The sequence below is a fragment of the Marinobacter litoralis genome (assembly GCF_016427555.1).
GTDB classification, from domain to species: Bacteria; Pseudomonadota; Gammaproteobacteria; order Pseudomonadales; family Oleiphilaceae; genus Marinobacter; species Marinobacter litoralis_A.
Map to the genome: position 1 here is coordinate 839,943 of NZ_JAELVS010000001.1, position 11,446 is coordinate 851,388.

The following is an 11,446-nucleotide window of genomic DNA, read 5'->3' on the forward strand; positions in this document are numbered from 1 at the left end:
GTAGGTCATATGTCCCTGCGGGGCCGTAGTATAAGGCTTGATCTGCGTTGACGCTATGCCTTCAGCGCTCGGGATTCTCTGAGGGTGGCGGTGAGGTCAGAGAATTTCCCGGTGGATGTCGAGTATGGCGGCGTCGATGCGGTCCTGGATGTCTTTTTCGACTTGGTCGAGGCGCTGGGTGATTTGTTGCGCGGAGTCGCCTAAGGCGGCGATGGTCCAGGTGGCGCAGTCGATGGCGTCGTGGTCGGCGGTTTCGTTGACGGCCAGATCGGATTCTTTGCCCCAGAGGGCTTTCATGGGGGCGAAGGCTTTGCGTTTGGCTTTCAGGTCTTCGCAGCCGTACAGCTGGAAGTGCAGGGTTAGCAGGCCTACGTGGGGGGTGATGGTGTGTGGCTGTTGTTTTGGGGTTTTGCCTTCTTTTAACAGCTTTCTCAAAGATTCAGACATTTTCCATTGGGCCTCTGTGCAGGAGCCGATGAGGTGTTGCCTTCCAAAAACCGCTCCTGCGGCACCCCTACGGGGTCCGGTCCGCAATCGCAGATTGCGGTCGTTCGGCTGTCGCATGAAGCTTTGCTTCATAAGCGCTCGGCCGAACCCATGTGGCGCTTCTGCTCCGCCATCCTTGGCTGCGCACATTTTTGGAAGGCAACACCTCACCGGCTCGCCAAGTTCTCAGCTGGATTCCTGTTGCCTGAATCAGGGCATGGTCAGGAGATCCGCACTCTTTCCCTAGCCTACTATAGGCGTTGCCCGTTTGATAATAGCCGCGGCGTTGGTGCCGGACGGGAGGTTGCCGTAGTTCATGCCGCCGTTGTTTTGCAGTCGGGAGGCGCAGAAGGCGTCGGCCACGTTTTGGTTGCCGAAGCGCAGCAACAGGGAGGCCTGCATGGCAAGGGCCAGGCGGTCAACGAGGTTTCGGGCGCGGTACTGGAAGTCGCTGATGTCGGAGAAGTCGGTTTGCAGTTGGGCCAGGAACTGGTCGAAACGGCGGTCGGTGCCTTTGGCTTCGGCGGCTTCTTTGAAGAAGGCGTCGAGGGTTTCGGGTTCTTTTTGGATGGCGCGGAGGGTGTCCAGGCATTGGACGTTGCCGCTGCCTTCCCAGATGGCGTTAACGGGGGATTCCCGGAACAGTCGGGGCATGATGCAGTCTTCCATCACGCCGCTGCCGCCGATGCATTCCATGGCTTCGTAGGCGTGGTTGGGGGTGCGTTTGCAGATCCAGTATTTGCCGACGGGGGTGGCCAGTCGCGCTAGCAGGCGTTCGTGTTCGTTGTTCTGGTTGTCCAGTGCTCGTGCAATTCGCATGGTGTAGGCGAGGGCGGCTTCGTTTTCAAGGGTTAGGTCGGCCAGTACGTTTTGCATCAAGGGCTGGTCGCTCAGGCGGGCACCGAAGGCGCTGCGGTTGTGGCAGTGGTGCGTCGCTTGGGCGACGGCCTGGCGCATTCCGGCGGAGCTGCCGATCATGCAGTCGAAGCGGGTCATGGCGACCATTTCGATGATGGTGGGTACGCCGCGGCCTTCTTCACCGACCATCCAGGCCATGGCGCCGCGCAGCTCAACTTCGCTGGAGGCGTTGGCGACGTTGCCCATTTTGTTTTTCAGTTGCTGGATTTGCCACGGGTTTTTGCTGCCGTCGGGGCGCCAGCGCGGCATAAGGAAGCAGGACAGACCGCTGGTGGTTTGGGCCAGTACCAGAAAAGCGTCGCACATGGGGGCGGACACGAACCATTTGTGGCCCACCAGTTCGTAGGCTTGGCCGGGGCCTTCGGCACCGATGGGATAGGCGCGGGTGGTGTTCGCGCGTACGTCGCTGCCGCCTTGTTTTTCGGTCATTGCCATGCCGATGGTGACGGCGGTTTTTTCGCTGTCTGGCAGGTTGCGGCCGTCGTAGGCGTTGGTCAGGATTTTGGGTTCCCAGAGCTTCGCCAGTTCCGGTTGTTTACGGATCGACGGGATAGCGGCGAAGGTCATGGTGATCGGGCAGCAGTGGGCGGCTTCTACTTGCGAGTGCATGTAGTACTTGGCGGCTCGCGCGACGTGTGCGCCTTGGCCGGGGTTGGCCCAGGGGGAGCTGTGTAAGCCGTTCTCCAACGCGGCGGTCATCAGTTCGTGGTAGGCCGGGTGAAAGGTGACCTCGTCGATTCGGTGGCCGTAGCGGTCATGGGTGCGGAAGCCGGGTTTGTTGTGGTTGGCCTGATGGCCTAGTTCGATGGTGTCGGCTTTCCCGGCCCAGGCGCCAAAGTTGTTCAGGCTTTCACTGGCGTGGCCGGCACCTTCGCGTAATACGGCTTCTCGCAGGGCAATGTCTTGTTCGAACAGGTTGTAATCCGCCAGCGCTTTCGGCTGGTTAATCACCTCGTGGGTGGCGGCCAGGTAGCGATCGGTTTGTGGCGCATCGGTGTTGTGAACGCGGGTGTCTAGCGGCTTGCTCATAGTTAGCTCCTGGCGCCGGTCAACCCCCTCACGCAGTAGCGGACGATGGTGTTGATCAGCGCTTCTTGATCGGTTTTTGTTGTTGGCAGTGAGGCTGTCTGCGCTGGTGACAGCGGTCCGACTAATGATTCGGATATGGCGCCTACCAAACAGGTGCTGGTGATGCGGGCATCCTGGTCGGGAATGGAGCCTTCTGCGATGCCTTCCTGAATGGTTTGCTCGAACAGGCTGGCGTAGGCTTTTCTGTATAACAGTCGTTCTTCTTCAACTTTCGGGTCAACCGGTTCGGCAATCATTGCCCATGCCCGGGTGGGGCCTTTCAGGGCGCGTCTGGCGAACTGGCATAGGGCATTGTTCAATCGGTGCACGGCATCGCCTTCGACAGCCAGCGCTTCGGCCACCTTATCGACTTCCCGCTGCGTGGCCAGCCGGAAAATTTCGGCAAACAGGTCTTCGCGGGACTCAAAATGTCGGTAGATGGTGCCGGTGGCTACGCCCGCCAAATTGGCAATGGTCGTGATACGAGCGCTGCGGAATCCGTTTTCAGCCACGCACTGAGACGTGCATTTAAGGATATTTTGCCGCGCTTCGGCTTTACGCTGACGCATTTTGTCCGTTTCACGATAGGCCATGCTGCCTTCCCAAGTAGTGAATCATTGTTCATTCTTTGTGTCAATTTCAGACGGCTTGATCGAGCCTAATTATGAGCTACAAAATCAATAAGTTAATACAAATTACAAAATGTTACAAAAAATATTAAGTGGGCAAATAGCGCGGTTAAAAAAAGAGGATTATAAAGACGCCAAGACGAACCCGTTGTGGGCTGTTCGTCGAGGCAGGTTGTGCTGGCCGGCGCGCGTTCAGGGCGCTGGCGGCGGGTTTTCGTTGATGGAGAGAAACGATGAGTGAATTCGACGAAGGCAGTTTGGAGCAGTCAGTAAGCTGGGCCGGAGAGGGCGACGACAATCATTCTGTTGCCAGCCGTGCTCGGGTCAGAGCGCAATTGCAGGCCGACATGGAAGCTTTTTTGCGATGTGGAGGCAAAATCGAAGAGGTTGATACGACATTGAAGTCGAACTCATCCCGCAAGGTGGATGCCGGTTTCAATAACCGCACGCTTTAAGGGGTTTTTGCTCGGGCGGTGTCAGGTAAACCGCCCGAAATCGTGATTTGTTGCCTCCTGCCAATGGTGTGCAGGACCGCAGGCCTGCAACAGGCCACCTCCGAGGTGTATGATGGGGACTCTTCCCACGGTTCATGTTCAGGAGGTTACCTGTGTCAAAGCCGCACCAGCCGCTTTCCGGTCGAAGCTTTCCCTTTACCCGTCTACGACGTAATCGCGCCAGTGATTTCTCCCGCCGTATGGTTCGCGAAAAACAGCTGACACCGGACAATCTTATCTATCCGGTCTTTGTGTTGGAGGGCGAGAATCAGCGGGAAGCCGTACCGTCCATGCCGGGTGTTGAGCGTCTGAGCATTGATTTGCTGGTAGAGCAGGCGGCAGAGCTGGTGGAGCTGGGTATTCCTGCAATCGCCCTGTTCCCGGTGGTGCCAGCCGAGTTTAAAAACCTGTCCGGTTCCGGCGCTTGGGACTCTGATGGGTTGGCGCAGCGCGCGGTGCGGGCTATCAAGGCGGCCCACCCGGAGTTGGGTGTGATTACCGATGTGGCGCTGGACCCGTTCACCACCCACGGCCAGGACGGCATCATCGACAACGACGGCTACGTGCTGAACGACGTAACTGTGGAGGCGTTGGTCAATCAGGCGCTGTCTCACGCCGATGCGGGTGCCGATGTGGTGGCACCGTCAGACATGATGGATGGTCGGGTCGCGGCGATTCGTGAAGCATTGGAGTCGGCCGGTTACGTAAATACGCGAATTCTGGCCTATTCTGCCAAATATGCGTCCAGTTACTACGGGCCGTTCCGGGATGCGGTCGGTTCGGCGGGTAATCTGGGCAAGAGTAATAAATCGACCTATCAGATGGACCCGGCTAACAGCGACGAAGCCATTCACGAAGTTGTCATGGATTTGGCGGAAGGTGCCGACATGGTGATGATCAAGCCGGGTATGCCGTATCTGGACATTGTGCACCGGGTCAAAACCGAACTTCAGGTACCGACCTTTGTGTATCAGGTAAGTGGCGAATACGCCATGCACATGGCGGCTGCGCAAAACGGCTGGCTTGACGGTGACGCGGTGATGATAGAAAGCCTGATGGCGATGCGCCGTGCCGGTGCCGACGGCATTCTCACGTATTTTGCCGTGCGTGCCGCCAGGTTGATGAGAGAGCGCCAGCGGGCTTAAAGGACGAATCGGCCGTTCGTGCCGTCAATGGATACAGAGAGCGATGACTACTGAAACAACAAAAGCAAAATCAGTCACCAGCGACGAACTCAGTGTGCCGGCCCCGGTTGAGGTTCCGCCCGTTGGTGAACACGTTAATCTGGATGCAAGCGAAAACTGGTTCAACCGGGAGCTGAGTCAGCTCCAGTTCAATTACCGGGTGCTGAAGCAGGCCATGGATCCGGCGCATCCGCTGATTAACCGGCTGATTTTTTGCTGTATTTTCAGTAGCAATCTGGATGAGTTTTTCGAAATCCGGGTTGCCGGCCTGCGTGAACAATTAAAGTATGGGCGGGAAACCGTCGGTGCCGATGGAATTCAGCCCGAGCAGGCGCTGGCCGAGATCAGTCGTGTCGCTCATGAGTACATCGAAGAGCAGTACGACATTCTCAACAATGTGCTGTTTCCCGAGCTGGAAAAACAGAATATCCACTTTATTCGCCGGCGGGAATGGACGCCGGCGCAAGCGGAGTGGGTCAGAAACTACTTCGATGAAGAAATCCTGCCGGTGGTCAGCCCGATCGGGCTGGACCCTTCGCACCCGTTTCCACGCCTGGTCAACAAGAGCCTGAACTTTATTGTTGAGCTGGACGGCAAAGACGCTTTTGGCCGGGAGACCGGCATGGCTATCCTGCCGGCTCCGCGCTCGTTGCCTCGTTTGGTGCGCCTGCCAGACGAGGTTTGTGATGGTGGCGAGAACCTGGTGTTCTTGTCATCGATGATCCACGCCCATGCCGACGAGCTGTTCCCGGGCATGGAAGTGAAAGGCTGCTACCAGTTCCGCCTGACCCGCAACGCGGATCTGGAACTGGAAGATGATCTGGAAGATCTGGCCTCTGCACTTCGGGGTGAATTGCTGAGTCGTCGCTTTGGTGACGGCGTGCGTTTGGAGGTGGCCGATAACTGTCCGGAAGAGCTGGTGCACTTTCTGTTGCGAGAGTTCGGGCTCGGCGAGCGAGATCTCTACCGTGTAAATGGGCCGGTCAACCTGACCCGGCTGCTGGCGGTGAGCGGCCTGGTGGATCGGCCGGATCTGACCTATTCCAGTTTCTCGCCGGCCATTCCGCGCCAGATTCGCACTAAGGAGTCGATGTTCGAGGCGATTCGCAAGCGTCCGATTCTATTGTCCCACCCGTTCGAGAACTTCAGTTCGGTGGTCGATTTGCTGCGACAGGCGGCGAAAGATCCGCAGGTTTTGGCCATCCGGCAGACCCTATACCGGGCCGGCACAGGCTCGGAAATTGTCGAGGCGCTGGCCGATGCTGCGCGCCGCGGCAAAGAAGTGACCGCGGTGATCGAGCTGAGGGCGCGTTTCAGTGAGGCCGAAAACCTGGAATTGGCCAGCCGGCTGCAGGAAGCCGGCGTCATCGTGGTGTACGGCGTTGTCGGGTATAAAACCCACGCCAAGATGTTGCTGATTGTCCGTCGGGAAGAGGGTAAGTTGAACCGCTACGTGCATCTTGGCACGGGTAACTACCACGCCGGCAATGCGCGGCTCTATACCGATTACAGCTTCATGACCTGTGATGAATCTATCGGGGATGATGTTAATAAGCTGTTTCAGCAATTGACCGGTATGGGCAAGGCGCTGAAGATCAAAAAGCTGTTCCACGCGCCTTTTTCCATGCACAAGCGTTTGATCAGTCTGATCGAGCGGGAAACCGGTTACGGCGAGGAAGGCCGAATCATTTTCAAATTCAACGCGCTGACCGATGCCCAACTGATCAAGGCGCTGTATCGGGCCTCGCAAGCGGGTGTGCAAATCGATTTGATTGTTCGGGGTATCTGCTGCCTGCGCCCGGGTGTGCCGGGTTTGTCGGATAACATACGGGTGCGCTCGATTGTGGGGCGTTTTCTGGAGCACACGCGTATTTACTACTTCGACAACAAGGGCAAACCGGATGTCTATTGTGCCAGTGCCGATGGCATGGAGCGCAATATGCTGAGCCGTATCGAAGTGGCGTTTCCGATTGAAGAGCCCGCGTTGATCGCGCGCTTGCAGGAAGATCTGGACGCTTACCTTGCCGACAATTGCCAGTCATGGATGTTGCAGCCCGATGGCAGTTACATCCAGAACCAGCCTGCCGAAGGCGAACCGCGAGTGGCAGCGCAGCTGGTGTTGCTGGAGCGGCTGACGGGCAAACCCGGCTCATAGCGTTCAGGCAACGAACAGCAACTCACAACGCCTTGTGCGACAAAGGGAAGACACATTGAAATTGAATAAATGGACGATGATTGGCTCAGCCGTATTGCTGGTTGCGGGTGTGGCACCTTGGGCCGTGGGTTACGTGACGGAGCAGCAATGGCTGGAGGCAACCGAGGAGGTGAACCAGTCGCAGCCGTTTGTTCGATTAGAAACCGATCGCTACGAGCGGGGCGTGTTCAGTGCCGAGGCCAGCGGCACACTGGCGTTGATGGATCCGAAAACCGGCGAAACGGACCAGATCGGGTTCAAGGTAGCCATTTCCCATGGCGTAACCGGAAGTTTGTTGGCTTTCAGTCCGAAGGGCGGCTGGCAGCATGAGGGTGCCCGATGGTTGGAAGATGAAGAACCAAGCCTGACTTTGGAAACCCGGCTGTGGGGGGCCGCCGTTGTCGAGTTTCAGGCCCCGCCGGTGTCGTTTGAACAACCTGACAGGCCCGAATCGGTCAGTGCCAGTGGCGGCTTTGCCCGGGTCGAAGTTGGCCGTATGGGCGAGCAGGCTGAGGTGTTGGTGGTGTGGCCGGAGTTGAGCATGCTGGGCCCCCGGGCTGAAGTAAAGCTTCAGGATCTGCACGTCGAACAGAGCATGGCGCTGCTCAGCGGTGATGTCTGGACCGGTAGGGGCACGATGTCGCTGGGGGCTCTGGTGGTTGATAGCGCGGAACTTCCCGCGGTATCGGTCAGCAATGTTTCTTTTGAAACCCGTAGTGAAGCCAGCAACAGCGGTCAGACGCTTGATTCAGAGGCGGTGTTGGCGGTGGACTCGGTCAGCATCGAGGATGCCGAATATGGCCCGCATCGGGTGGCGGTGTCGGTTGATCATTTGGATGTTGCGAGCTGGAACGAGTTCAGTTCGGCCATGACGGATATGCAGTTGCTGGCAATGAATGCGGGGGCCGATCCGCGTTCGAGTTATCAGCAGCAAATGGCAGTAATGCAGCGGTTTAACGAAGCCGTGAGAGGGTTGGCGGCCAACGGCTTTTCCGTCGGTGTTCGGGAGTTGAGTCTGGCTACGCCAGAGGGCGAGATTCAGGGTTCTCTGGATGTTTCACACCCTGAATTGTCGGAAGATGAGCGGGCCAATATGCTGATGGTGATGCAGCGTCTGGTCGGTTCGGTGGATGTGACAGTGCCGTTGGCGCTGGCTGAGCAATACCCGGCGGTGCGCATGCAGTTGTCGCCATTGATCAAGCAGGGGTTGTTGGTTCGCGACGGTGATGAGTTGGTGATGAAGGGCCAGATGGAAGATTTGGTGCTGGATATTAACGGCGTTCAGATTCCGCTGCCGCCGCTGCTTTAAGTCGGTTTTGGCACCACCGCTGGCCGGTGGTGCTTTTCCTTTCTTTTCTTTGCAGAATCAGGCCTGGCTGAATTTCTGCTTCAGTGCTTCCGCAACCGCAGGATCCACGAATTCTGATACATCGCCGCCCAGGGAGGCAATTTCCCGGATCAGGGTGGAGGAGATGTAGGACAGGTGGTTGGATGGCGTCAGGAACACGCTTTCAACTTCCGGTGCCAGTCGGCGGTTCATGTCGGCAAGCTGAAATTCGTATTCGAAATCTGAGACTGCCCGCAGGCCGCGCAGGATAACGGTGGCCTGTTGTTCCCGCACGAATTCGGCCAGCAGGTTGCTGAAGCCGGTGACGGTGACGTTGGGTACGTGGGCTGTGGCTTTTCTGACCAGTTCGCAGCGCTCGTCCAGGTTGAGCAGAGGCTGTTTTTTGGGGTTGTAGGCGACGGCGACGACGATTTCATCAAACATGCGGCCGGCTCGTTCTATGAGGTCGGTGTGGCCGTTGGTGATGGGGTCAAAGGTGCCCGGGTAGATTACTTTTGGCATGCACAGCTCCTTGGTTTTTATGCTTGGTAGCATATCAGTATTGGTTTTCGGGCTGTAGTCCTGTGCTTTTGATCCGCACCGGAAGGAGAGGGGGAACCTGCCTGCGGAGCATGCGCCAACCAGAAGAACCTTCCCGGGAAACGCTACGAGCACATCCATGTGCGCTTGTTTCGGGCCGTCCTTGGCCCTCAACATTCCCGGGAAGGTTCTTCAGGCCGGCGCTCCCGGCTTGGGTGCTCGTCTCCCCGATCACAATCCAATGTTTTTTGATATCAGCTTTTCGCTGCCAGCTTCTGCGCCAGTCTGACGCTGTTTCTTGCCGCCAGTGCGTAAACCGACAGTTGCGGGTTTGCGCCGATGCTGGTGGGGAAGATGGAGGCATCGTGGATGCTCAGGTTGGCCACGTGGTGGTGTTCACCGAAGCCGTTGACCACGGATTCCTCCGGGTTGCTGCCCATGCCGCAGCCGCCCATTTGGTGTGCGGTGAAGATACGGGCCCGGTGGGGTTTCATCGGGAGTTCGTTGATCGCGGCTTTGGCTTCTTTCCAGCTGGTGTGCCAGGCCGCGTCCATGTGGATGGCTTGCACGGCTTCGGCACCGGCGGCGAATTGGATTTCGGCCATGTCGAGATAGGACTGGCGGATGCCTTTCCACAGGTAGTCGGTCATCGGGTAGTCGAGTGCCGGGCTGCCGTCGTCGCGCAGGCTGACGGTGCCGCCGGGGCTTTCCGGGTGGAAGCCGTCCCGGAGCAGGGCAATGACCGATTGCAGCCAAGGCAGTTGGCCGAGGTTGTCGCGCTGTTGTTGGCCGTGGCCCGGTACTACGCCGGCGGCCATGCCGGGGTGTAACGGTGGTACTTCGAGTTTGTAGCCGATGGGGCCGTCGTGGCCGTTTTTGAAGTTGAATTCATCCGAGTAAATGGACTGCGGTGCGCCGTAGAAGGGCTCTACTTTTGCCGGCATACGGGCGACGGTGGCGCTGACCGGGTGGATGAATGAGCGCTTGCCTACGCGGTTGTGTGGGTCCGGCAGGTCGGAACGCAGCAGCAGCCCCGGGGAGCCGATGGCGCTGGCGGCGACCACGAAGTGGTTCGCTTTCAGGGTGACGGTGACTCCGGATGGGGTCACGCCGTCTGAGCCCATGGCGGTGGCTTGCAGGTGGTCAATGCGGTCTTGTTTCATGACCAGCCGCTCGGCGCGCAGGCCGTGGAACATTTGGGCCTGGTTGTCGAGTGCACCGGGGATGGTGGTCATCAGGGAGCCCAGCTTGGCATTGGTGGGGCAGCCTACGCCGCAGTAGCCCGAGTTCCAGCACCCGTTCACGTTGCGGGGGATGGTTTTCCAGGAGTAGCCGAGCGCATCGCAGCCTTGTCGAAGTATGTCGTTATTAAGATTTGGCGGGGTCATCCATGGCGCCATGTTGTGGCGCTCTTCCCGGCCCTGGAACCAGGGGGCCATGACGTCGGGAGCAAAGCCTTCCAGACCGAACTTTTGGCTCCAGTAGTTAAGGGTTTGGTCCGGTGTGCGGAAACTGCTGGTCCAGTTAACGGTGGTCGAGCCACCTACGCAGCGGCCCTGCAGAATAGATATGGCGCCATCAGCAGTGGTGCGGCTCATGCCTTCCTGGTAGAGCGTGGCGTAGGCGGTTTGCTCGTCCATTTTGAAGTCTTTCTGGTAATACAGGCCACCTTCCTCGACCAAGATTATTGAAAGGCCTTGTTTGGACAGGATTTCCGCGGTGGTGCCGCCGCCGGCACCGGTGCCGATGACGACCACGTCGGCTTCGACGGTTTGGTTTTGGGTCAGTTTTCGGGCGTCAACCACGTTCCAGCCAGAAGCCAGGCCCCGGGCGATTGGATCATTCATGGACATAGTGCTCTCCGGTTTCCGGGGTCATCAGGCATTTTTGAATTGGGGCAAGGCATCCATCATCCAGACAGGCGGTCCCGGGTAACCCGAGAGATGCCACTGGTTTTCATGGCCATAAAAGGCGACGTTGGAAATCTTTGTCAACGCAATGTAGCCATTATTCAGAAGGCCAATACTGCTGTCGCGCCAGCGGTTCAGGAAAGCATCGGCTTCTTTGGTGGTGACCGATGGCCAGTCCGACCATACCCGCGCCAAAAGGATGCGTGTGGGCGCAAAGTTCAGCAGGTCAAACAGTTTGCGCAGTTCTTTCTGATTCGGCGCGCCGAACTGGACGATGCCTTGGTCAATCCGTTCGATGGTGGCTGCCATCTCGAACTGGCGTTCGCTGGGATCTTCCGGCAATGCACCGACGAACATAGCGGGCAGCAAGGCTTCAAACAGCGCGATGTCGTCCTTACTCAGAAATTTGAACTGGTAGCCGGCGTCCATTCGGCTGTCAACGGCACTGATTCGGCCTGCCGGCGCGGTAGCGCAACCAGACAGGCCTGCGGTCATGCTGACCGTGCCCAGAAACAAGGCGCCGCCCACGCCGGTTTTCAGAAAGCTTCTCCGGCTCAGTTGAGGGGTGTTTTCAGCAGAGTGGGTTGGCTGATCGAGCATGTGGCACCTGTGCTGGTGGTGTTTGAAGGTTGGTCGGGCCCCGAAGGCTGGCACAGGACCGGGCGGTATTGATTACCCGGTGCCTGTGCCGGTCAG

10 protein-coding genes are annotated in these 11,446 nt (G+C 58.2%); 4 read left to right on the forward strand and 6 right to left on the reverse strand.

Annotation, left to right across the window (positions count from 1 at the left end):
• Positions 1–96: 96 nt before the first annotated feature.
• From JAO79_RS03760 to JAO79_RS03770, 3 genes are all read right to left on the reverse strand, one after another.
• The gene (locus tag JAO79_RS03760) at positions 97–447 is read right to left on the reverse strand and encodes a DUF503 domain-containing protein (protein ID WP_199005797.1); all 351 of its coding nucleotides are present in this window, start codon (positions 445–447) and stop codon (positions 97–99) included.
• 282 nt (positions 448–729) lie between these two features.
• Positions 730–2,433, reverse strand: a complete 1,704-nt coding sequence (locus tag JAO79_RS03765) for an isovaleryl-CoA dehydrogenase (RefSeq protein ID WP_199005798.1) — start codon at positions 2,431–2,433, stop codon at positions 730–732.
• 2 nt (positions 2,434–2,435) lie between these two features.
• Positions 2,436–3,065, reverse strand: a complete 630-nt coding sequence (locus JAO79_RS03770; RefSeq protein ID WP_199005799.1) for a TetR/AcrR family transcriptional regulator — start codon at positions 3,063–3,065, stop codon at positions 2,436–2,438.
• A 269-nt stretch (positions 3,066–3,334) separates the two neighbouring features.
• On the opposite strand from JAO79_RS03770, the gene JAO79_RS03775 reads away from it, so the two are divergent.
• The 4 genes from JAO79_RS03775 to JAO79_RS03790 all read left to right on the forward strand — a co-directional run bounded on the left by JAO79_RS03775 (position 3,335) and on the right by JAO79_RS03790 (position 8,282).
• Complete coding sequence (locus JAO79_RS03775) at positions 3,335–3,556, forward strand: hypothetical protein (protein ID WP_199005800.1); 222 nt, start codon at positions 3,335–3,337, stop codon at positions 3,554–3,556.
• A 152-nt stretch (positions 3,557–3,708) separates the two neighbouring features.
• On the forward strand, positions 3,709–4,740 hold the full coding sequence (hemB, locus tag JAO79_RS03780; protein ID WP_413785046.1) for a porphobilinogen synthase: 1,032 nt from the start codon (positions 3,709–3,711) through the stop codon (positions 4,738–4,740).
• 43 nt (positions 4,741–4,783) lie between these two features.
• Positions 4,784–6,934, forward strand: coding sequence for a polyphosphate kinase 1 (gene ppk1, locus JAO79_RS03785; RefSeq protein ID WP_199005802.1), 2,151 nt, complete (start codon positions 4,784–4,786; stop codon positions 6,932–6,934).
• A gap of 55 nt (positions 6,935–6,989) precedes the next feature.
• Positions 6,990–8,282, forward strand: coding sequence for a DUF945 family protein (locus JAO79_RS03790; RefSeq protein WP_199005803.1), 1,293 nt, complete (start codon positions 6,990–6,992; stop codon positions 8,280–8,282).
• Positions 8,283–8,339: 57 nt separating this feature from the next.
• Here the strand turns inward: JAO79_RS03790 and coaD are convergent, their stop codons facing one another.
• The 3 genes from coaD to JAO79_RS03805 form a co-directional block, all read right to left on the reverse strand.
• A complete protein-coding gene (gene coaD / locus JAO79_RS03795) occupies positions 8,340–8,822 on the reverse strand; it encodes a pantetheine-phosphate adenylyltransferase (protein WP_199005804.1) in 483 nt (160 codons plus the stop codon).
• 272 nt (positions 8,823–9,094) lie between these two features.
• Complete coding sequence (locus tag JAO79_RS03800) at positions 9,095–10,693, reverse strand: GMC family oxidoreductase (protein ID WP_199005805.1); 1,599 nt, start codon at positions 10,691–10,693, stop codon at positions 9,095–9,097.
• Between the two features lie 24 nt (positions 10,694–10,717).
• Positions 10,718–11,350 (reverse strand): hypothetical protein, encoded by a 633-nt coding sequence (locus JAO79_RS03805; protein ID WP_199005806.1) that lies wholly within the window; start codon positions 11,348–11,350, stop codon positions 10,718–10,720.
• Positions 11,351–11,446 lie beyond the last annotated feature (96 nt).